The sequence below is a fragment of the Paenibacillus pedocola genome, assembly GCF_031599675.1.
Lineage (GTDB): Bacteria > Bacillota > Bacilli > Paenibacillales > Paenibacillaceae > Paenibacillus_AQ > Paenibacillus_AQ pedocola.
On record NZ_CP134223.1, the window covers coordinates 5,539,546 to 5,560,000 of the forward strand.

Sequence of the window (20,455 nt, forward strand, 5' to 3'; positions counted from 1 at the left end):
AGGTGAACGACATGAGAAACGGAACATTGATCGAGGAAATTTTCGTACCGGCGTACGAGGGCAGAAGCGCTCTGGTGCGCCAAGGGCAGACCCTGTATATCATCGATGTGGAAGGCAAGCAGGTCGGCGATTTCGTCTGCTTTAATGCCGGTAACCCTGACGAGCATGTTTCCCCCGTGCATATGCGGGCCTCGCTCAGCAGCATCCGGCTCAAACCCGGCGACGGCCTGTACAGCAACTACCGGCAGCCGCTGATGCAGCTGACCCATGATACAGTCGGACGGCATGACTTCTTTTTCCCGGCTTGTGATTATTACCGCTACAAGGTTGATTTCGGGCTGGAGGAGCATCCGAACTGCCACGATAATCTGCAGAAGGCTCTGCATAAATACAACCTTGGAGACCAAGAGCTGCCCGATCCGATCAACTGGTTCATGAATAATGCACTTGACGATAACCTCGACTACGTCATTGAAGAACCGCTCTCGAAGCCCGGTGATTATGTCGCTCTCCTGGCACTGACGGACGTGATCGTTGCCCTCTCCTCCTGCTCGCAGGACCTCGCTCCCGTAAACGGGTTCAAGGTCACTCCGCTACTGATGCAGATAACCGGTTAAGCAGTTTTGTACACTGATATTCGATTTGTTCACACCCCCTGAATTCAATTTTGTTCACTGGTGTCAGTTTGCTGCACTGTTCTGTTCACCCTTGTGAAGTTTATAATCATACTGTGAACAAAACAGAGAGAGCTCAGACGCCGGTACTCACAATGAATTCAGGGGGATGCTAATGAGACTGAACAAGCTCGGCAACCGAAGAGCACTGTACAGCAGGATATTGGTCAGTATGACGCTTTGTGTGTCCTTAACCTTCCTTGTCTCCACCATCATTTATTACAACTATTATATTGGCGTCGAGAAAACACAAGCCTTCCGTTCCGATCTCAGCGATCTCACACAGACCAGCAAAGAGGTTGTGAACATGAACGAAGCCGCGCAATCGCTTTCATTTCAGATTTACCGCAACAGCACCATCTCCAAAATCGTCTTTTACGACAAGCCGGATATATATGACGTCACAGCCGCCATGTCTGAGCTTGGAAATTATTTAAGCTCCATGCCGTATATCGAATCCATCTATGTCTATAATCCGAAAAGCGCAAAGCTCTATATCGCCTCTTCCCACGGCCAGAATGGTGTATTTACCGAGCAGGAGCTGGTAGATACGAATATTCTGGATATTCTGAACCATTACGAGGAATACAAGCCGTTTATGCCGATTCCACGCGTCTATTCGAACGGTGCCGAGGAGAATGATCAGGTCCGGGCTTATACCTTTTTATGCTACGACGCCATTGGCTGGGACCGGACGATTAACTCGGCAGTGATCGTTAACATATCCGCTCCTTGGATCAACAAAGAGATTAACAGCCCTGCCAATTCCAAAAGCGCAACCTTTATCCTGTCTGACAACGGTTCTTTCCTGTCCGGCAACAGCCTGGAGCAGCAGGAGCTTGCGCCCGAGGAAGCCCGCTGGGTAGATCAGAGGATTAAGGGAGACTCCCAGGGCTACTTTATCGGCAAGTTTGCCGGCGTCAATTCACTGATCTCTTATACTGCTCCGGATGATCTGAACTGGCAATATGTGCGCATCACCCCTTATGAGATCATCACCAAACAGACCGACAGTATAAGGAACGCTACTCTGCTCATCGCCGCCCTTATTCTGGTTGGAGGAATCGTTTTATCCTGGATCACCTCCAAAAGCCTGTATCTGCCGATCAACAAGATTGTCAGCGAGATGAACATTCTCGAAAGTGAGAAAAGGGACAGCATGTTTATGATCCGGCAAAATACTATGCGCGATCTGGTTCTGGGCCTAAAGCCGCTGCAATCCATTCAGCAGGTGGAGAAACTTAGGCAGCTCGGCATTCATTTTACCTTCAATGACGATTACCGGCTGATCCTCCTGCGGATTGACAACTACAAGGAACTCAGGGATGAACGGTCGTCCTATCTGCTGGCTTACAAATTTGCGATTATGAACATCGCCTCGGAAATCTGCGGCCAGACGTACCGTGTTGAAACAGTCGATATGAATGATGATGGGATACTTGTGCTCCTGAATATCATTGATTCGATAGAATACACCGACACCGGTCTGATCGAGACCCTCCTGCGGCAAATTCAGCTGGCCTGCTCCGATTATTTGAAAATAAGCCTTACCCTCACCTACAGCCATATCGACCGGAATGCCCTGCAGCTGCACCAGCTCTACAAGCAGGTCAGAGAAGCCTCGAATCACCGGCTGTTTTACGGGCATGGCTGTATCATCAGTGCGCAGTCCATAAGTGCACTTCAGGCTAATACGTACCACTATCCGACGGAAAAAGAAAAACGTCTGACCGACGCGCTGATGTGCGGCAAGATTGAGGAGGCCAAGGAGCATTTCAGCACCATTATCCGGGAAGCGGAATCTTATCCCTTCCATACCGTGCAATTAGCCGTGTCGAGACTTAGTGTGACGATAAAAGAAATCATCAATACCATCCAAAAACGTAACCGTTTACAATGTGATGGCGCGCCCGCCCTGCCTACTCTGGAATCCGTAGAAACCGTCGCTGAGCTGGAAGACGCCTTCTTCGCCCTGTTCAGTGAAATGCGAGGACAGCTGTCTGAGAAAAAAAACGCCAAGCAGCATGATCTGATCCGCCTGATCAATCAAAAGGTCGCCGAAAACTATATGGAGCCGAATCTTAGCCTGAACCAGATCGCCGATGAGCTCGATATGTCTCCGATCTACATCAGCCGGCTCTATAAGCAGCAGACCATGACCAGCATCGTCGATGTCATCCTGGAGGTGCGGATGCGCGAGGTGTGCAGCCTGCTGGAGAATACCGATTTGCCGGTAACCACCATCGCCGAGCGCTGCGGCTTTACCAGCAGTTCCTACCTGCACCGGATGTTCAAGCGCAGCTTCGGCACTACCCCCACCGACTACCGGCGCTCTAAAAATGCTTAGTAATTTGATGATTTCTGCTTAGTGCAACGCAGCTGCCCATGGTTTGATAATCCAGTTAGGCTCCCTTATACTTGAACGAGATATCAACAATTCTGATGAATCTCCAGAGAAAGGGGATCTATTCTTATCATGGCCCGCTCTAAAAATCTAGAGAAACGTAACGAGATACTGAAGATTGCCTACCGCATGTTTTGCGAAAAAGGCTATGAGCATGTATTCATAAGAGAAATAGCAGACGAAGCCGGAATCAGCAAGGCTCTGGTGCAGCATTACTTTGCCAAAAAAAGCGATATTTTAGAGGTCATGCTGGAGGAAATCCTTGAGGTTTCTTTCCGGTATATTAACGATATCGTAACAGAGCAGGAAAGTATTTATCTGAGGCTGTCTGTCTACACCAATCTATTTTTCGAAGTCTCCACGCTTCAGCAGGATTTGCGGCAATTCATTCAAAATATCATTGCAGACAAGACTTTGCTGAAATTATGGGTTAACATTATCTACCGCTGGCTCGGGACACTGAAGAATGAAGAGCTGGCCCATGTGCCGGAAAAAGACTTTCAAATTGCCCTCACCTTTGCGATGGCCGGGGGAACGGAACTGCTGTTGCACCAAGGTGAATGGGAACTGCCGGTTTCCTATATTGCCGAACAAATGGTTACTTCCTTTATGAGAATTCTAAATAATTCTCCGGAAGACATTCTGCAGATCATTCTGCAGACCGCAAATATACTGCGTACTGTTAATTTGGAGGAGTTCAGCCTATATTGCAAACAACAAATCTTCTGGTATGAGTGAACGAAGTACGCTTAGCAATCACCTATTTAATCCAAACAGCTGCCCGGGCATGATGTCCGAAGCGGCTGTTTTTTTGGCATTTTAGCCTATACGCAGCCTGTAAGAATAGATTGACAAAGCAGAAGGTAACGTATAAATTATAACTATACTAGTATAGTTTATTATGAGAGGATGTATATTATGGTTCAAGAAATCATGAACTCCTACACCAATAACCCTGGTCTGGTTGTGATTTCGGCATTTACTTTTTTCATTGGTTACCTCGAATATGTCTACAGCTTCAGATTAGTCATCCGTGAGAAACGCGCCCCCTACCCGGTTTGGATGCATACCTTTTATTTCGCACACGACTTTACCGGAGCCATTATTTTCTTCCTGCTGGCTCTGCATAATGACTGGTTCTGGTTCTTCTCGGCCGCTTCCGCAGCTCTGGTGATCTGGAACTGTTTCGAGATCTTCAATCTTTACAAAGCCGTCAAAGTGGAAAGACAAGAAATCTGGGGCAAGTTCTATGAGTCGCCTGTGACAGTCAAACAGGCTTTTTGGAGAGTTGCGGGCCAGATCATCTTAATGTTTGCTGTCGTCAACCTGTTCCGGGTGTTCATGGACGATGTCGTTATGTTAAAATGGTTCGCATTTACCAACATTCTGATTGCCGTCGCCCCCGGTTACTTATGGAATGAGCGCAAGAGCCGCAGCGGAACTTCCGTCGTCCTGGCGATCATTATCTTCATCGGTACAGTCAACACCTTCCTGCCGCCCGGATACGGAATGTGGACTACAGCTTCGACCTTTTTTGATCAGCCCTGGTTCTATATCGCAGGTGTAATCGTCTCCGCCTATGCGCTAAGAAATCTGATCATGGTCGCGAAGTTCCCGCCCAAAGAGCAGATCGACGGCAAGAAGCCCATCTGGTAAAAGCTTGCGCCTAGATCAGTACCTTACGAATCTTTCCGTCTCCCATGAGCAGCATCGCGGCCGTCTAATGCCGAGGCTGCCTCATGAGGTTGTTTACAACGGGTTGCCACCCAAAGCCAGCCTCCAACTACACAGAGGCTGGCTTTCCTGCTGCTCCCTCCCCTTGCCCCGGAAGCCGGTGGCTGGCAGGCGTTTGCTGCTTTGCAGTCTTGGAAGGCTTGATCCTCACCATTAAGGTGAGAAGCAGCGGAGGGGAAGTTTGGAACTGGAGGAGCGCTAGCGTCCGCCTTTAGGTTTGGATTTCTGCCGCGGACAGCGGAATATAATCAGGAAATCCAAACCTAACAGCGGCCGGAAGTCCAAACATTCACTGCAGTTGCGCAGACACCAAAATGCCCCCTCCAAGCTCTCCCTCACAGCACAGCGACAAATAAAAACACCCCAAAAGCCATCGGCTTCCGGGGCACTCCTCCGCTATTTAATGCCTTTCTCCGCAACATAAGCGTTCCACTGTTTCGTCCACTCGGTCTGGATTTTTTCCAGCCCGGCCTGTTTGGCCTTCTGCATGAAGGTTTCCAGCCCTTTATCAATATCCTCAACCAGACCTGCCTCCAGCGGGAAGAGGTATTGCTTCTCCACTTGCTCCAGTGCCGCTTTCTCAGCCTGATACGAGGAGTAGTCTTCCGCAAAGCCCAGGAACAGGTCAGGCTTCTGGATTTTGTCCAGCTCATCGAAGATGGCCTTCACACCGTCGAAACCTTTATCGAACAGCATGAACTCAGGATTTCTCCAAGCCCATCCGTTCATCCCTTCACGGGAGAAGCCATTGCTTGTGCTGGTGCCGACCAGCTTGTAGTAGCCGTCTTCAACAGTGTAGTTCTTGCCCTCAATACCATACTGCGTCAGCTGATTGTAGCGCTTGTCGAGGACCAGCTTTTCATAGAACGCGAGCGCTCTTTCCGGATTTTTACTGCTCTTTGGAATCGCAAACCCGTTGTGAATCGGATGTACTGGCGTAGCATAACCTGTGGTCAGGCCGAATGGAGAATAGGCCAGCTCCCATTCGGGATGGGTCGTGCTGATCTTCATCTTCATGTCGTTATAGCGCGTCGGGTTATCTCCGAACATGCTGGCCGCTTTACCGGAAGTCATCGGATCCTGCATCGTATCCTTGATGTTCAGCACGTTTTTCGGAATGAAGCCTTTATCCGCCCAGCGTTTCATCGTTTTCAGCTCTTCTTTTTGCTCATCAGAACCCCAGTAGGAGTAGACAGTCGTAGGCGATTCATACTTCACTCCCATCCCGTAAGGGAGAGCGCCAATCATTTTGTTAAGCTCAGTATAAATGTAATGGAGATTATTGCCGATATCGCTGTTCAGGGACATTGGCATCATATCCGGCTCGTTTTTGACAATGCCGTCCATATAAGCCTCGTAGCTGGCCAGATCCTTAGGCACAGGCAGATCATATTTCTTGCGCAGATCCTCGCGGTATACGAAGCCGTTGGTTACGTACTCTTTATAAGTGGCAGGAACGGTATAGATTTTGCCGTCTACCTTCACATCTTCCCACATCGACTCCGGTACGAATTTCTGCAGCTCCGGTGCAGCCTTAGGCAGCAGATCGTCAATTGCCAGGAACGCGCCGCGTTTGGCGTACGATTGATACTGGGTCCAGTCCGCTGTAAAAATCAGATCAATCGCCTGGCCGGAAGACAGCAGCAGCTTATACTTCTGATCCCAGTCCGTCCAGCTTGTATAGTTGAACTTAACCGTGGCGTTCAGCTCTTCCTGAGCCATCTTGTTGATTTCGTCTTGAATGACCGGCAGATCCTTAGGGGCATCACCGAGCATATAGAACTGGAGCTCCACTTTCTTCGACGTGTCTATTCCGATCTCTGCCGGAGCTGCCGTGCTGGTGGTGCTGTCCGTTGCTGCGGCTGTGTCTGTATTGCCGCCATTCCCGCTGTTTGCGCCGTTTGCGCTGTTACCGCTGTTGTTGTTGCCGCCGCAGCCCGCAAGGAGCGAGAACGCCAGCGCAGCCGTTGTAAGCGTAACCAGAGATCTTCGGCCTGTCTTCTTTTTCATCATGAACCCTCCTAAAAGTTTTGTTTAGCATACACATCCTTGAGTCACTTCGAACAAAACTTGCCTCGGAAGCATATGCTTAGTTTTGTTTAGCATACACATCCTTGAGTCACTTCGAACAAAACTATGTTAGCCGGACAACAGGCACTACCTTCACGGCGTGCTCCACTATACGGTTCTAACCTTTTACAGCGCCTATCGTCAAGCCTTTTACAAAATACCGCTGAATGAACGGGTACAGGAACAGAATCGGTCCGGTAACAACAATCGCCATCGCCATCTTGGTCGACTCGGTCGGCAGATCACTACCCAGGCTGACCCCCGTGCCCGCGCCCATGTTGGCGATAAAGGCCGCAGAGTTGATGACATTGTACAGATGGAACTGCAGCTGATATTTGTGCGGATCGTTGATGAACAGGGAAGAGGAGAACCAGTCGTTCCAATACGCCAGGGCCAGAAACAAGCCTACTGTGGCGATGCCGGGCATCGACAGCTGGAGCACGATCCGCCAGTAGATTTTGAAATCACCGGCCCCGTCGATCTTAGCGGACTCGAACAGCTCCTCAGGAACAGCCGAGCGGATAAAGTTTTTCATCAGAATGATCAGGAACGGGGTCATCAGCCCCGGAAAAATCAGCGCGCCGTATGAATCGGTCAGATGCAGATATTTGGTGATCATAATGTACCAGGGCACCAGTCCGCCGCCGAACAGGGTCGTGAAATAGATATAGAAGGAAAAAGTGTTACGGTATTTGAAATCCTTACGGGCCAGCACATACCCGGCCATCGTCATGAAGAACAGCCCCAGCAGCGTGCCCGTTACTGTCGTGAACAGCGTTACGCCGTAAGCCCGCAGCACCTCGTCAGGAAAAGTAAACACCGTCTTGTAGCCCTCCACCGAGAACTGCGCCGGGATCAGATGGTAGCCATCCTTGATGATCGATTCATTGGCAGTCAGGGAAGCCGAGATAATCAGCAGAAACGGAATCAGACAGGCCAGCGAGCCGAGAATGATGACCGTGTACGCCAGACCCTGCAGCAGCCGCGTATAATGATCGTCTTTGATTTGCATACTCCTTGTCTCCTCCTAGAACAACGCGTAATCATCGTTTATTTTGCGGATAATGTAGTTCACCGTCATGATCAGAATGAAGCCGAACAGCGATTGATACAGGCCTGCCGCTGTCGCCATTCCGATGTCAAAAGTAACCTTGAGCGAACGGAACACATACGTATCCAGAATATCCGTCGTATTGTACAGCACCCCGTTGTTGCCGATCAGCTGGTAAAAGAGGTCGAATTGCCCCTTCATAATACTTCCGAGCGAGAACAGCAGCAGCACGACAAAGGTAGATTTCAGCATCGGCACCGTGATGTACCAGATCCGCTGAAAAATATGCGCACCATCGATTTTGGCTGCTTCATAATACTCATCGCTGATTCCAGTGATAGAGGCCAGATAAATGACCATGCTGTAGCCGAGATTTTTCCAGAGGTAAAAAAGAATGATCAGGAATATCCACACCACCGGCTTATTGTAGACATCGACCGGACCTGCGCCGAACCGGGCCAGCAGCGTATTCAAGAAACCGCTGTCATAATTGAATACGTTGTAGACGATGACACTCAGAATTACGAAGGAGACGAAGTACGGCAGGAACATGATAGACTGGGTAAGCTTTTTGAACCATTTCACCCGCAGCTCACTGAGCAGAATCGCACAGACAATCGCCAATACGTTACCCAGTACGATAAAAGCCAGATTGTAACCGATCGTATTGAGGGTAAGCTTCACCAAAGTGCCGGATTTCCAAAGAAACTCAAAATTTTTGAGCCCGACGAACGGTGCACTGAACAGCCCGGAATTGAAGTCAAACTGGGTAAAAGCATAATACACACCGACCATCGGAAAATACGAATTCACCAGGAAGAACAACAGTGCCGGAAGCAGCATCAGAAAAAGAATCCGGTTATGGATCAGCTCATGGAGGAATCCCTTCCTCTTCTTTTTTACCGTGCCTGACCCTAGCGGGGATGCTGCCGGGCCGCCTCCTTTTAAGGGAAGCTCTATCGCGAGCGGTGTTCCGGTCTTGCGTTTGCGCTGTCTCAAAGCCCTCACTCTCCTATGCCTGTATATGACCCAAGTATAGAAAAGCCGCGTCCGGCCGAACAGTGGAGCTTCAGGGTATTCCTGTATTATGTTGAGCAGCGGGGAGTGAACATTTTCAACTTTTGTGAAGGAACGCAGGAATTCCGCCTTTTCACTGCACGCCAAGAAGCCCCGGCTTCTCTTCTGAGCGAAGACAAACCGGGGTGTCCCGATATAACTATGACCTGCAGCAGCTCACACCTTAGACATTCATTTTAAAAAGAGTCTTGCCGCCCTTGCCCCGGACGGACTGCCGCCCGCTGCTCTCTACATCAGCTGCATCCAGCACCTTCTGTCCCCGCCAGCGCCGCAGCACAAGCAGCCCTCTGCCCGCTTCATCGGCGATCATGCAGCAGTAAATGCCCACCAGCCCCCAGCCCCAGCTGATGCCGAGCAGGTAAGAGCCGCCCACACCGATAACTGTCATGGAGATCATTGAGACAATCATCGTGTAACGGGTGTCGCCGATGGCATTCAGCGCATTGCCCATAGCCATATTGAGCATTTTACACGGCTGCAGAATCAGATTCAGCGCGAGCAGCGAGACACCGATGGAGATAATCTCCTGGTCCGTTGTAAAGAAACCCAGCAGCGTTTTGCCGAATACAAACAGCAGCAGTACATTGGCACTGACAATGGCCAGCCCGATATATAGCGTGCGGAAGGCGCTTTGATAGACTTCCGTAAGCTTGCGGGCACCGAACAAATGGGCAATCCGGATCTGGCCCGCCATCGCTATCGCATAACCCAGCGTGAAGCAGAACGATTCCAGAGTGTTCAGATAGGTGCGCGCCGCCAGTTCCTTGGCCCCCAGCATAGCCAGAAAAGAATAAATCGCCAGCTGCGACAATACCCAGGATGAGGAATTGAGTCCCAGCGGCCAGCTGATCTTCACAATTTCCCCGAACAGCTTCCGCTTAAAAGTCCTGAAGTCCCGCAGTTTAATCTTCCGTTCAAAAGTTCCGCAGAACATACCCATCAGAACAGCTGCACCCAGCAGTCTGCTGATCAAATTAGAAATAGCGATCCCGCCGAGCCCCATCTGCGGCAGCCCGAACGCGCCGAAGATCAGGATGTAATTAAGCACTATGTGGATTACATTAACAGCGACCCCTGTATACATGGGTCCTCTGGTATTGCCGGTGTTACGGATAGCCGCACCGAACGAAGCGGTCAGTCCTACCAGAAACAGCCCTCCGCCGACATAAGTGAGATAGACATGCGCCAGCGGGATCAGCTCCCCGGAAATGTGCAGCGAACGTGCGATGGGGTCAGCGAACAGGAACAGAATAATACTGACCGCGAGTCCCAGCACACTGCTCGCTGTAACTCCCATAATGGCTATCGTACGGGCATCCTCCTGCCGTCCCGAACCAAGCCGCTGGGCTACCAGAATACCCGCCCCGCCGGCAAAGGTGGTAAAGAGTGTGATGAGTGCGCCGAACAGCTGATTGGAGATTCCCACAACCGCGACTGCATCATCCGAGATGCGGCTGACCATCACGGTATCGACGGTCCCCAGCAGCGTCTGCAGGAAAATCTCTATAAAAATCGGCCAGGCCAGCATCCACAGTCCGACATTTCCAGCCTTAGGTTTCACTAAATGAACTCTCCCCTCACCTGCTGCGCTCTTCATATTCCGCTGCAACAAGCCCCCAGTACTCCTTGCTAGAAGTAAATTATAGGTGATATACTCTGGGAAATGTAGCAAATTCCCAACCTAAACTTTCAATTTCTAAACCTTAACTACAGGAGGCCGCCAACGCCATGAGCCTGCTTCAATTCTCTATCCCGCCGCTTCCGCATTATATTATCAGCGGACTGACCTATTTCCCTCCGGGCTTCCGTCATGTGAACCGCCAGAACATCCAGGTGTTTGATTTACTGGTTGTCAGGGAAGGCTGTCTCTACATCGGTGAAGAGAAGCGGAACTACGAGGTGCGCGCAGGAGAAGCTTTGATTCTGCGTCCGGACTGCCATCATTTCGGAACTGAAGGCTGCCGGGAGGAAAGCTCCTACTACTGGTTACACTTCCAGACCTCAGGTCCCTGGAGCGCTGTCACCGCTCCCTCTGCAGCCTTAAACGAACAGGATACGCCGGATGAGTCCGCACATTCTGCGCTTTTTGACGTCCGCACCTTCAGCTTGTGGCTATCGCAGTACATGACACTGCTCCAGCCTGCCCGCATGGAAGAGCTGCTGGCTCAGCTGGAGCTGTTGAAGGTCAATGCCCATCTCGATTCCATCCGATTCAAGCAGCAAATGCTGTTCCAGGAGATTCTGCAGCAGCTTTCCGCGTCCGTGCACCGTGAACGTCCCGCTTCACACTCCACAGCCTGCGCTGAACAGGCGGCCTCCTTTCTGCGTGCCCATTACCGCGAGGAGATTACTACCGGCATGCTGGGAGACAGCCTCAACTTTCATCCGGTCTATATCGCCCGCTGCATGAACCGGGAGTATGGTTGCTCACCTATGGAATATCTGCTCCGCTACCGCATTGAGCAGAGCAAGCTGCTGCTGATGCAGACCAGCTTCCCCATCTCCCGGATCGCCGAGGAGGTTGGCTTCAACCAGGCGCCGTATTTCAGCTCCAGCTTCATGAAGCTGGAAGGCATCTCTCCCCGCCAGTACCGCCAGCGCTTCTCGTGAAGCGCAGCTTTGCTCATCGGCCTGCCGCAGAGCAACAGCCCCTGCATAACCGGGAGATCTTCCCGGCAATACAGGGGCTGTGAATTGTGTGCTCATAGGTGTTACCTTGTGCAGCAGCATATAGCTGCTGTACTAACTCTTATTCCCCGGCAGCAGCGGCTCATTAACACTCCTCAGCAGCAGGTAAGAACCTGCTCCCCGGCTCAGCCTTTTACAACTGCGTTCTTCTCTTTATATTGCTCCAGGGTTACAACTTCACCAAAAATCCCGATATCACGCAGTCCGGACAAATGCATCTCCTCGTCCTTGGATGCGCAGCAGTCGCTGATGCAGACTACCTTATACGTGTGGTACATCGCATCGGATGCCGTAGAGCGGACACAGACATTGGTCCACACACCGGTGACCGCCACCGTGTCGATCCCTTCTTCGCGGAGGAACAGGTCCATATCCGTGTAGCTGAACGCGCTGTGGCGTCTTTTTTGAACCACGTAATCGCCTTTTGACTCATCGGGTCTAAGCTCGTCGATGAAATCCGAACCCCAGCTGCCTTTGATCGCGTGGATCGGCCGGACCCGGAAGTCGGCATCGTTCTTACGGTGCGCTTCCTGTACGAAGATAACCTGAATCTCATTCTCATGGCTGAATTCAATCAACTCCTGCAGCGCCGGAACGATTCCCGCACCGTTCGGACAGGTCAGCGCCCCATCCGGATGAATAAAGTCATTCAACATATCTATGATTACTACAGCGTGTTTGCCCATGCTTTTCACTTCCCTCTCGATTTGGTGGTATATATAAGTGAACTTTAGATTTACCAGACCGGCTCAGAGCGCGGGCTGCGGGGAATGTTTGGACTTCCGGCCGCTGTTAGGTTTGAATTCCCTGAATTTGACCGCTATATGCGGTAGAAATTAAACCCTAAAGGCGGACGCTAACGCTCCTACAGTTCCAAACTTCCCCTCCGCCGCTTTAGCCTTTTGCTAGTTCTTCAGTTCAGATTATATATTTTTATTAATATTTCAATAAACGCGGAAGCTCGCTGATCGTCTGCCGTTTTACATATTCACCGTAGCCTGGTTTGCCGACCACACCCAGCTCATCGTCGTACACTAGAGTGCCGCGGACGATTGTTTTATCAACTTTACCTTTGAGCTTCATGCCGTGGAACGGGGTGTACTTCGGTTTGCAGTGCATTTGGTCTTTGTCGATCGTCCATTCCTTCTCCAGATCCACAATCGTGAAGTCGGCATCAGTGCCAATCTCCAGCGCACCTTTCTTCGGATACAACCCGTAATGGATAGCCGGATTGGTGCACAGCAGCTCTACCAGCCGGGAGAGGCTCAGTCTGCCTTTGTTATAGCCTTCGCTGATCATAATTGGCACCAGCGTTTCTACCCCTGGAATACCCGGGAAGGAAGTCCATACATCCATACCCGGCGCATCTTTCTCCGTGGCAATCTCATAAGGTGCATGGTCGGTAGCCATGAAGTCAATCGTTCCGTCTGCCAGACCCTGCCATAGCGCTTCATTATCTTTCGCAGTGCGCAGCGGCGGCGCAATCTTAGCGAACGTTCCGAACTCAGTCATGGCGTCCACAGCGTTCAGCGTCAGGTAATGCGGACAGGATTCCGCCGTCACCTTGGTCCCTTTCAGCTTCGCTTCTTTAATCAGCTGATTACCTGCTCCCGTGCTCATATGCACGATATGCAGACGGGCACCCGTCTCTTCAGCGAAGCTAATCCCGAGCTGGATAGCCGCTTTTTCTGCGAGTGCCATACGCGCTTCTGCCCAGGCCGGATAATCCAGGCGACCTTCGCCCTTCAGCTTATTGGTAAAGTAATCACAGATTGCATAGTTTTCGGCGTGAATACCAATTGGCAGCCCCGTAGGGGATACGGCGGCGAACGCTTCCAGCATCTCTGGGTCGGTTACCCGCGGATAGGATGGCACGGATGGGGTCATGTACACTTTAAAGGCCACTACACCGTTAGCCACCTGCTCACTGATGATCTCCGGCAGCACGTTATTGCGTACATCTTCGCCGGTAATGCCGCCCCACATCGCATAGTCGACGATCCCTTTGCCTTCCAGTGCGTTCAGCTTGTTGAACAGATTATCGGCAGAACGGACCGACGGCACGCTGCAGCATGGCATATCGACAATCATCGTTACCCCGCCCGCTGCGGCGCTGCTTGTTCCGGTTACGAAATCCTCGCGGTGTGTAAATCCCGGATCATTAAAATGGGTATGCGAATCAATTACTCCCGGCAGCACCAGCTTGCCTTCTGCATCAATAATCTCATCGGCTTCAGCCTCAATATCCTTGGCGAACCCGACAATTACACCTTTGTTAACCAGAATGTCAGTCAGCACCTGTCTGTCGCCTTGCGGAATGTTGGCATTTTTAATGATCAGTTCATAACTCATGAATACACACCTCTTCTTTAGGTTTTTGGGTTAATTGGCGCACGACAAAAAAGCCCCGGCACACAAAAGGTACAGAGCAGAACGTATTCCCTACCCGGCATGAAACCGCGCGAAGAACAACATTTCTTAGCTATACCTCTTGTAGCCTGGGGCAATTTACGGTCGCCTGGTCGAAACGCTCAAACCGGATTATTGAGCTTATACAAGAGCTTATTCTGTTAATCCATCCTACAAGGAAGTTTTTCAATTCAATGTTATGTTTAGTAACACCGATCTTTTCAATGCCTTCCTTAATTACCTATATCATAACATTGGCAACTCTTTCGTCAAGATAACAAACCCTTTTGTCATTGAATCGGCAAAATATACGTTAGGTATATTAACACAACAAAGAGCCTACTCTTACTCAATACCTCGTTTTCATTTCCTGTTTGCCGGTTGTTCCTCTTATAACCTCTCCCTGCTGAACTCACACAAACTCAGGCACAGCAAAGGATTTCATACCCGCCGCTCTACCGCTGCCAATTTTCCATTCATAAAACTTGACTCATCCGAGACAAATAACCGCAGGAACGCTTCACCTTCCTTTTTATGGATATCAACGACATTCCTCACAGGAACATATGAACTACACTCACTTATCACCGCTGTCCACTGGCCTATCGCACCCTGAATTTACTTACTCTCCGCTTTAGCCTGTTCTTCAAGGGAAGAGAAATAAGCGATTTTATGCTCCACTTTTTGTGCAAAGGTCTGAAAAAATTTAATCTTCTCATCAATATGCAATTTATGCTCCTGCAGCAATCTGCGCTGCTCGGGAAGTGAACTGTGCCCTTCCTTGGATAGCGAGATAAACTGCTTGATATCAGCAATCGGCATTCCGGTGTCCTTCAGGCAGCAGATTAACGAGATCAGCTCCAGATCCTCATCGTGGAAACAGCGGTTTCCATTCTCATCCCTGGCCACAACGGGCAGCACACCCTCTTTCTCATAATAACGCAGCGTATATTGGCTCAATCCGCTTTTTTGTGATATGGTTTTGATGCTGTATCCCATGATATTAGCTCCCTTCTGCCGTATGGCTACGGCTCCTTCTCTACGTTAACACCATTTCGAGTCTATTAAAAGCGCTGTGAACTACACACTACCTAATAGGCCGGTGCTTCTTGGTCAATAGAGCGACTGCTCCAAGTTTACCCAAGCTTACAGGCTAGTTCCTAACCCAATAAGTGCAATTTATATTGCTAGCTTTAGAAGATTTATAGCAGCATTCTTATCTCTGTCGTGCTCAGTATGACATGCAGGGCATGACCATTCACGTACAGCTAGGTTCTTTAGTTCTGCATTTTTGTAGCCACAGCAGGAACATAATTGACTGCTTGCAAAATTTTTGGGGGCAATGATTAATTCTCTTCCGTACCATTTCGCTTTGTAGGTGAGCATTTCTCTGAACAAAGTCCAAGAGACTTCGGATATGGCCTTTGCTAACATGTAATTCTGCATCATATTCTTTACACGCAAGTCTTCCATAACGATCACTTGGTTGTCGTTTATCATTTGGGTGGACGATTTGTGCAAAAAGTCTTTACGCTGATTCGCTATTTTTTCATGAAGCTTGGCTACCTTCAACCTTGCTTTATATCGGTTATTGCTCCCTTTCTTCTTTCGTGACAAGTCCTTCTGTAGCTTCTCTAACCGTTTTTCAGATGCACGAAGATGTTTAGGATTTTTGATCACTTCACCTTCGGAAGTAGTGGCAAAGTCCTTCAGTCCCAGATCAACTCCAATTTTCTTTTCAGCTTTAGGTATAGGAGTGACGTCTGTTTCAACCAAAACGGAAGCAAAGTATTTGCCTGATCGCGTCTTCGAGAAGGTGCATGATTTGATCCGTCCCGTGAAGGGACGATGGATCTTGATTCGGATTCTTGTCTTTAGCTTTGGAATTTTGAGTGTTTCACCTTCAATAGCTATTGTTCCGTTTTGATTGTTTGTTGTGAAGCTGTCGTGATTTTTTTTTTTGCTTTTGAATTTTGGGAATCCAGCATTCTTATTTTGAAAGAATTGTTTATAGGCTTTCTCCAAGTTGAGTTGGGCATTGGCTAAGGCAAGGCTGTCTGCTGCTTTTAGCCACTGGAATTCTTTCTTGTATCTAGCCGGTGTCGTACGGAGCATGTTTCCGGCCCTTTGATAGTGTTCGATTTTATCCGCAAGCATTTTATTGTAGATGAAGCGGACGGCCCCGAATACGTTAGCTAAATAGTGCTGTTGCTCATAGTTTGGATAGATGCGGTACTTATATGCTTTAAGGATGAGCAATACACACAGCTCCTTTCCATAAATTCACAGTACTATATTAGCACAAATGTTCGCATATTAGGTTAGTAATTTTCTTAATTGAAAAGACCGTAGCAAATCATTCCGCCGCTTTAGAGGTGGAATGATGATTTGCTACTGATGCTTAAAAATCTATTGACTTACAGTTAACTCTAAGGTCTACACTTTACTAGGAACACTACATTAAGGAGTGAATGCAGAGTGGTAAAAAAAATTAAAGCAGGCAGCGGCCAGCTTGAGGTTGCTCAGATTTCTTTAGGATGTATGCGTATTGCCGATCTTTCTCCGCAGGAAGCGGATGTGCATATTCACAGTGCTCTGGAGGCGGGAATAGACTTTTTTGATCATGCGGACATTTATGCCGCCGGCCAGGCTGAAGAGGTATTCGGCGAGGTAGTGGCTGCCAGCCCAGGCATGCGTGAGCAGCTGATGATCCAGACCAAATGCGGAATCCGCAACGGATTCTTCGACTTCTCCAAGGAGCATATTGTGAACTCGGTCGAGAATAGCCTGAAGCGCCTGAAGACCGATTATGTGGATGTCCTGCTGCTGCACCGTCCCGATACCCTGATGGAGCCTGAGGAAGTGGCTGAAGCCTTTGATTATCTGGAGCAAAAAGGCATGGTCAAGCACTTTGGTGTCAGCAACCTGAACCCGCTGCAGATCGAGCTGCTCAAAAAAAACGTCAAACAGCCCCTGCTCTTCAACCAGCTGCAGCTTAGTATTATGGTCTCTGGCATGATTGATGCCGGCTTCAATGTGAACATGACCAACTCTGCTTCGGTTGTACATGATGGAGGCATTCTGGAATACAGCCGACTGCATGATATGACGATTCAGCCTTGGTCCCCGTTCCAATACGGCTTCTTTGAAGGCGTATTCCTGGGCAATGAGAAGTTCCCTGAGCTTAATGAAGTTATCGGCAAACTGGCCGCTGAAAAAGAAGTCGCCGACACCGCTATCGCCATCGCCTGGCTGCTCAGACATCCGGCGAACATGCAGCCGATCGTGGGCACAACTAATACACAGCGTCTGCTCGACATCGCCAAGGCTTCGGATATTACGCTGACCCGCCAGGAGTGGTATGAAATTTACCGTGCAGCAGGCAACAAACTCCCTTAAGCAGCCATACAGACGTGCTAGTCGCAGACAGTCAAACGTATAATTAATATTAGAGTACTCTGTAAGCTTATTACGGCCTAAGGAGTACTCTTTGCTGTGGGCTTTTAATTCATCCTGAAACTTACTACCAGATCAATGATTCCTAGTGTGATTAAATCGTTTGACACTATCCAATTTATAGAATAATTTATATCTAAAAGATATATTTAGATTGGATGAGAGGATATGAGCAGTAAGAAGAGCAAAACATCTTATGTAATACTTGGTCTTTTGAACGAAGAAAACTTATCCGGCTATGAAATCAAAAAAATTGTAGATGACCGGCTGTCCTTTTTTTGGAACGAAAGCTTTGGCCAGATTTATCCGGAGTTGAAACGGCTTACTTCTGAAGGGCTGATTGCAGTTTGTAGCGCTGAACGTCCTGTACATAGTAAGCAAAGCATCAAGTATGAGATTACAGAGCCGGGAAGATTGGAACTGCAGGAGTGGCTCAAATCACCGGTTGAAAAGGAACTTATCCGTTTTGAAATTTTGCTGAAGCTGTTCTTTTCGAATGCAAACTCTTCAGCCACGGTGCTGGAGCATGTAAAAGAGTTTCAAACCAGCCACCTCCGGCAGCAGCAGCTGTTTCAACAATTTGAAGCGCAGCTTAAACAGAATATGGATGTACACAGCAATCACAGGCAAATCTTAATGGTATTGTCTTTTGGCCAAAAGATGTGGGAGGCTTATGCTTCCTGGTCTAAAGAAACGATTCGTTTACTGGAGCAGGATATTACCGCACAGGAGGATTACACGGATGAATAAAAGAATCGATCTCTATTACTTTTCCGGCACCGGCAATACACAGCTTATTGTGGACCACGCAGTGAATTCACTTACAATGAATGGCTGCAACATCTCTCTAAAGCATATCGAAAAAGGATACACCCTCTCTAAAAATGAGCCTGCTGAAGAATTGTGGTTTGCTTTCCCGGTCAACTCCCAGGCCGTCTCCCCTTTCATCTGGAGGTTTTTTCGATCATTGCCGCAGAGCTCCGGAACCAAGGTGTATGTAATTGCTACTCTTAATAATTCTGCTTATATACTAGACCCACTCTCTACATTACTTAAGAACAAAGGATATGCCCCAACCTCCGCCTGTGAGATCAGTATGCCTAACAATATGAGCGATACTCATCAGAGCAAGGAGAACGACCTGCACCAATTAATTGCAGCGTGTGACAAGGTTAATCAATTTGTCAGCGATTCCATTGCAGGAAAGGTTAAGTGGGATTCTGAGTATAAAGGATCTTCATTTGTATCCTTTTTGTCGAGGAGAACGGTACTGCCTTGGAAGTCTATGCGCCTCCTGCTTAAGCTGCGGACCGAAGCCTCTCAATGCACAGGCTGCGGGCTATGTGTAAGACAATGTCCCGTACAAAATATTTCGCTTACCGGTCATGTTTCTGTTCACGGGAACAAATGTGAGTTCTGCATGAAATGTGCTGCCACTTGTCCTAAGAAAGCTATCTATATATCAGGCAAACCAAAAATCAAAATTCGCAGTACAAAGATGCCACATTCCACTATTCAACGTTAGAATGGAGCTTAGTATGGGTTTACATCTCAAAGGCTTTATCTTGCCGTTATTGGTTTTACTGCCGAACCTGCTTTTAATATTCTTCGCGCCGCACAACATTCCAAAAACCGTTTCCCCGCCTTTTATTTTCACTGTATTCGAGCGAATAGGCCAAGTAACTTGTTTCACACTGCCAATCGTGTTCGGCACCAAGATTGCCGCACAGCCTATCAACTTGTTAACATGGTTAATGTTAATTTGTTTAATTATTTACTACCTTTGCTGGGTACGCTTCTTTTGGAGCGGTAGAAAATTCGCCATTCTCTTCAAACCACTAGGCTTCATCCCTATCCCAATGGCCCTATTTCCGATTCTGTATTTCCTCCTGCTTGCAGTATGGCTTAACTCCTATTTGTTTGCTGTCCCTGCGGTTTTGTTCGCCATTGGCCATTTTGTAACCAGCTGGAGCACGTTCAGCCAATCCCAATGAGATTCCCCAGCAGCTAAAAAAAATGTTCATACAGAAAAAGAGGTTGATAATCGTGTTAAACGATTATCAACCTCTTTTTGTTATACCGGCGAGAGGACTCGAACCTCCACGGTTTCCCACTCGATTTTGAGTCGAGCGCGTCTGCCATTCCGCCACGCCGGCGTATTCATGACTTGCAATAATAAGTTCCAAAATAATGGAGGCGCCACCCAGACTCGAACTGGGGATAAAGCTTTTGCAGAGCTTTGCCTTACCACTTGGCTATGGCGCCATAAAAATGGAGCGGACGACGGGAATCGAACCCGCGACCCTCGCCTTGGCAAGGCGATGCTCTACCGCTGAGCCACGTCCGCATAAATGGCTGGGGATATAGGAATCGAACCTATGAATGACGGAGTCAAAGTCCGTTGCCTTACCGCTTGGCTAATCCCCAATATTAATTTCAGAATAAAAATGGGGCGACTGATGGGTCTCGAACCCACGAATGCCGGAACCACAATCCGGTGCGTTAACCCCTTCGCCACAGTCGCCATATTAAACTTTTTTTAACAATTTCGCCAACCAGTCTTTTAAAGAAATGGGGCGGCCGATGGGTCTCGAACCCACGAATGCCGGAACCACAATCCGGTGCGTTAACCCCTTCGCCACGGCCGCCATATTAAGCTTTAAAATTTTCATTGGCAGGGGCAGCAGGAATTGAACCCACACCAACGGTTTTGGAGACCGTTGTTCTACCTTTAAACTATGCCCCTAAAGATGGTGGAGGCTGATGGATTCGAACCACCGAACACGTACGTGAGCAGATTTACAGTCTGATGCGTTTGGCCACTTCGCTAAGCCTCCACAGATGGTGCCGGCGAGAGGACTTGAACCCCCAACCTACTGATTACAAGTCAGT

The 20,455-nt window shown here is 48.9% G+C and carries 17 protein-coding genes, 9 tRNA genes and 1 riboswitch (1 of these 27 cut by a window edge); of the genes, 9 read left to right on the forward strand and 17 right to left on the reverse strand.

All coding sequences use genetic code 11. The annotated features are described in order from the left end of the window. The first annotated feature begins 11 nt into the window (after positions 1-11). The 4 genes from QU597_RS24505 (at position 12) to QU597_RS24520 (ending at position 4,734) form a co-directional block, all read left to right on the forward strand. The gene (locus tag QU597_RS24505) at positions 12-617 is read left to right on the forward strand and encodes a DUF1989 domain-containing protein (RefSeq protein ID WP_310830223.1); all 606 of its coding nucleotides are present in this window, start codon (positions 12-14) and stop codon (positions 615-617) included. 172 nt (positions 618-789) lie between these two features. Next, positions 790-3,021 (forward strand): helix-turn-helix domain-containing protein, encoded by a 2,232-nt coding sequence (locus QU597_RS24510; RefSeq protein ID WP_310830224.1) that lies wholly within the window; start codon positions 790-792, stop codon positions 3,019-3,021. Positions 3,022-3,150: 129 nt separating this feature from the next. Then, complete coding sequence (locus QU597_RS24515; RefSeq protein WP_310830225.1) at positions 3,151-3,816, forward strand: TetR/AcrR family transcriptional regulator; 666 nt, start codon at positions 3,151-3,153, stop codon at positions 3,814-3,816. 180 nt (positions 3,817-3,996) lie between these two features. After that, complete coding sequence (locus QU597_RS24520; RefSeq protein WP_310830226.1) at positions 3,997-4,734, forward strand: hypothetical protein; 738 nt, start codon at positions 3,997-3,999, stop codon at positions 4,732-4,734. A 474-nt stretch (positions 4,735-5,208) separates the two neighbouring features. On the opposite strand, the gene QU597_RS24525 is transcribed toward QU597_RS24520, so the two are convergent. The 4 genes from QU597_RS24525 to QU597_RS24540 all read right to left on the reverse strand — a co-directional run bounded on the left by QU597_RS24525 (position 5,209) and on the right by QU597_RS24540 (position 10,571). Further along, complete coding sequence (locus QU597_RS24525; RefSeq protein ID WP_310833405.1) at positions 5,209-6,822, reverse strand: extracellular solute-binding protein; 1,614 nt, start codon at positions 6,820-6,822, stop codon at positions 5,209-5,211. Positions 6,823-7,000: 178 nt separating this feature from the next. Next, positions 7,001-7,894, reverse strand: a complete 894-nt coding sequence (locus tag QU597_RS24530; RefSeq protein ID WP_054943930.1) for a carbohydrate ABC transporter permease — start codon at positions 7,892-7,894, stop codon at positions 7,001-7,003. 15 nt (positions 7,895-7,909) lie between these two features. After that, on the reverse strand, positions 7,910-8,776 hold the full coding sequence (locus QU597_RS24535; protein ID WP_310833407.1) for an ABC transporter permease: 867 nt from the start codon (positions 8,774-8,776) through the stop codon (positions 7,910-7,912). 397 nt (positions 8,777-9,173) lie between these two features. After that, positions 9,174-10,571 (reverse strand): MATE family efflux transporter, encoded by a 1,398-nt coding sequence (locus tag QU597_RS24540; RefSeq protein ID WP_310830227.1) that lies wholly within the window; start codon positions 10,569-10,571, stop codon positions 9,174-9,176. Positions 10,572-10,738: 167 nt separating this feature from the next. Here QU597_RS24540 and QU597_RS24545 point away from each other — a divergent pair, with 167 nt between their 5' ends. Further along, on the forward strand, positions 10,739-11,620 hold the full coding sequence (locus QU597_RS24545) for an AraC family transcriptional regulator (protein WP_310830228.1): 882 nt from the start codon (positions 10,739-10,741) through the stop codon (positions 11,618-11,620). A gap of 203 nt (positions 11,621-11,823) precedes the next feature. On the opposite strand, the gene QU597_RS24550 is transcribed toward QU597_RS24545, so the two are convergent. The 4 genes from QU597_RS24550 to tnpB all read right to left on the reverse strand — a co-directional run bounded on the left by QU597_RS24550 (position 11,824) and on the right by tnpB (position 16,366). Next, positions 11,824-12,384: a cysteine hydrolase family protein gene (locus tag QU597_RS24550; protein ID WP_236337282.1), complete on the reverse strand. Its 561-nt coding sequence runs from the start codon at positions 12,382-12,384 to the stop codon at positions 11,824-11,826. A 250-nt stretch (positions 12,385-12,634) separates the two neighbouring features. Further along, complete coding sequence (gene allB / locus QU597_RS24555) at positions 12,635-14,050, reverse strand: allantoinase AllB (protein ID WP_310830229.1); 1,416 nt, start codon at positions 14,048-14,050, stop codon at positions 12,635-12,637. A 122-nt stretch (positions 14,051-14,172) separates the two neighbouring features. Next, positions 14,173-14,276, reverse strand: a riboswitch (purine riboswitch). Positions 14,277-14,725: 449 nt separating this feature from the next. Further along, positions 14,726-15,106 carry a MerR family transcriptional regulator gene (locus QU597_RS24560; protein WP_054943934.1) on the reverse strand — a complete coding sequence of 127 codons (381 nt, stop codon included), beginning with the start codon at positions 15,104-15,106 and terminating at the stop codon, positions 14,726-14,728. Positions 15,107-15,286: 180 nt separating this feature from the next. Next, positions 15,287-16,366 (reverse strand): IS200/IS605 family element RNA-guided endonuclease TnpB, encoded by a 1,080-nt coding sequence (tnpB, locus tag QU597_RS24565; protein ID WP_310830230.1) that lies wholly within the window; start codon positions 16,364-16,366, stop codon positions 15,287-15,289. A gap of 219 nt (positions 16,367-16,585) precedes the next feature. Here tnpB and QU597_RS24570 point away from each other — a divergent pair, with 219 nt between their 5' ends. The 4 genes from QU597_RS24570 to QU597_RS24585 all read left to right on the forward strand — a co-directional run bounded on the left by QU597_RS24570 (position 16,586) and on the right by QU597_RS24585 (position 19,557). Further along, positions 16,586-17,506, forward strand: coding sequence for an aldo/keto reductase (locus tag QU597_RS24570; RefSeq protein ID WP_369698833.1), 921 nt, complete (start codon positions 16,586-16,588; stop codon positions 17,504-17,506). Positions 17,507-17,731: 225 nt separating this feature from the next. Continuing rightward, positions 17,732-18,313: a PadR family transcriptional regulator gene (locus tag QU597_RS24575; protein WP_310830231.1), complete on the forward strand. Its 582-nt coding sequence runs from the start codon at positions 17,732-17,734 to the stop codon at positions 18,311-18,313. After that, positions 18,306-19,088 carry an EFR1 family ferrodoxin gene (locus QU597_RS24580; RefSeq protein ID WP_310830232.1) on the forward strand — a complete coding sequence of 261 codons (783 nt, stop codon included), beginning with the start codon at positions 18,306-18,308 and terminating at the stop codon, positions 19,086-19,088. Before QU597_RS24575 ends, QU597_RS24580 begins: the two co-directional genes overlap by 8 nt. 13 nt (positions 19,089-19,101) lie before the next feature. Next, positions 19,102-19,557 carry a hypothetical protein gene (locus QU597_RS24585; protein WP_310830233.1) on the forward strand — a complete coding sequence of 152 codons (456 nt, stop codon included), beginning with the start codon at positions 19,102-19,104 and terminating at the stop codon, positions 19,555-19,557. Positions 19,558-19,640: 83 nt separating this feature from the next. Here QU597_RS24585 and QU597_RS24590 read toward each other — a convergent pair. The 9 genes from QU597_RS24590 to QU597_RS24630 form a co-directional block, all read right to left on the reverse strand. Beyond that, a tRNA-Leu gene (locus QU597_RS24590) sits at positions 19,641-19,719 on the reverse strand. A 35-nt stretch (positions 19,720-19,754) separates the two neighbouring features. Further along, positions 19,755-19,828: transfer RNA gene (locus QU597_RS24595), tRNA-Cys, on the reverse strand. Positions 19,829-19,835: 7 nt separating this feature from the next. After that, positions 19,836-19,910 (reverse strand) — tRNA-Gly (locus tag QU597_RS24600). A gap of 5 nt (positions 19,911-19,915) precedes the next feature. After that, positions 19,916-19,990 (reverse strand) — tRNA-Gln (locus tag QU597_RS24605). Between the two features lie 21 nt (positions 19,991-20,011). After that, positions 20,012-20,087 (reverse strand) — tRNA-His (locus QU597_RS24610). 48 nt (positions 20,088-20,135) lie between these two features. Then, positions 20,136-20,211, reverse strand: a tRNA-His gene (locus QU597_RS24615). Between the two features lie 24 nt (positions 20,212-20,235). Further along, positions 20,236-20,309, reverse strand: a tRNA-Trp gene (locus QU597_RS24620). 5 nt (positions 20,310-20,314) lie between these two features. After that, positions 20,315-20,400 (reverse strand) — tRNA-Tyr (locus QU597_RS24625). 5 nt (positions 20,401-20,405) lie between these two features. Beyond that, positions 20,406-20,455, reverse strand: a tRNA-Thr gene (locus QU597_RS24630) (it continues 26 nt past the right edge of the window).

What these genes read in the sequence shown, in the direction of transcription:
- QU597_RS24505 (WP_310830223.1), top strand. Translation starts at nt 12, where the DNA reads ATGAGAAACGGAACATTGATCGAGGAAATTTTCGTACCGGCGTACGAG.
- QU597_RS24510 (WP_310830224.1), top strand. Translation starts at nt 790, where the DNA reads ATGAGACTGAACAAGCTCGGCAACCGAAGAGCACTGTACAGCAGGATA.
- QU597_RS24515 (WP_310830225.1), top strand. Translation starts at nt 3,151, where the DNA reads ATGGCCCGCTCTAAAAATCTAGAGAAACGTAACGAGATACTGAAGATT.
- QU597_RS24520 (WP_310830226.1), top strand. Translation starts at nt 3,997, where the DNA reads ATGGTTCAAGAAATCATGAACTCCTACACCAATAACCCTGGTCTGGTT.
- QU597_RS24525 (WP_310833405.1), bottom strand. Translation starts at nt 6,822, where the DNA reads ATGAAAAAGAAGACAGGCCGAAGATCTCTGGTTACGCTTACAACGGCT.
- QU597_RS24530 (WP_054943930.1), bottom strand. Translation starts at nt 7,894, where the DNA reads ATGCAAATCAAAGACGATCATTATACGCGGCTGCTGCAGGGTCTGGCG.
- QU597_RS24535 (WP_310833407.1), bottom strand. Translation starts at nt 8,776, where the DNA reads ATGCTGCTTCCGGCACTGTTGTTCTTCCTGGTGAATTCGTATTTTCCG.
- QU597_RS24545 (WP_310830228.1), top strand. Translation starts at nt 10,739, where the DNA reads ATGAGCCTGCTTCAATTCTCTATCCCGCCGCTTCCGCATTATATTATC.
- QU597_RS24550 (WP_236337282.1), bottom strand. Translation starts at nt 12,384, where the DNA reads ATGGGCAAACACGCTGTAGTAATCATAGATATGTTGAATGACTTTATT.
- allB (WP_310830229.1), bottom strand. Translation starts at nt 14,050, where the DNA reads ATGAGTTATGAACTGATCATTAAAAATGCCAACATTCCGCAAGGCGAC.
- QU597_RS24560 (WP_054943934.1), bottom strand. Translation starts at nt 15,106, where the DNA reads ATGGGATACAGCATCAAAACCATATCACAAAAAAGCGGATTGAGCCAA.
- QU597_RS24575 (WP_310830231.1), top strand. Translation starts at nt 17,732, where the DNA reads ATGAGCAGTAAGAAGAGCAAAACATCTTATGTAATACTTGGTCTTTTG.
- QU597_RS24580 (WP_310830232.1), top strand. Translation starts at nt 18,306, where the DNA reads ATGAATAAAAGAATCGATCTCTATTACTTTTCCGGCACCGGCAATACA.
- QU597_RS24585 (WP_310830233.1), top strand. Translation starts at nt 19,102, where the DNA reads ATGGGTTTACATCTCAAAGGCTTTATCTTGCCGTTATTGGTTTTACTG.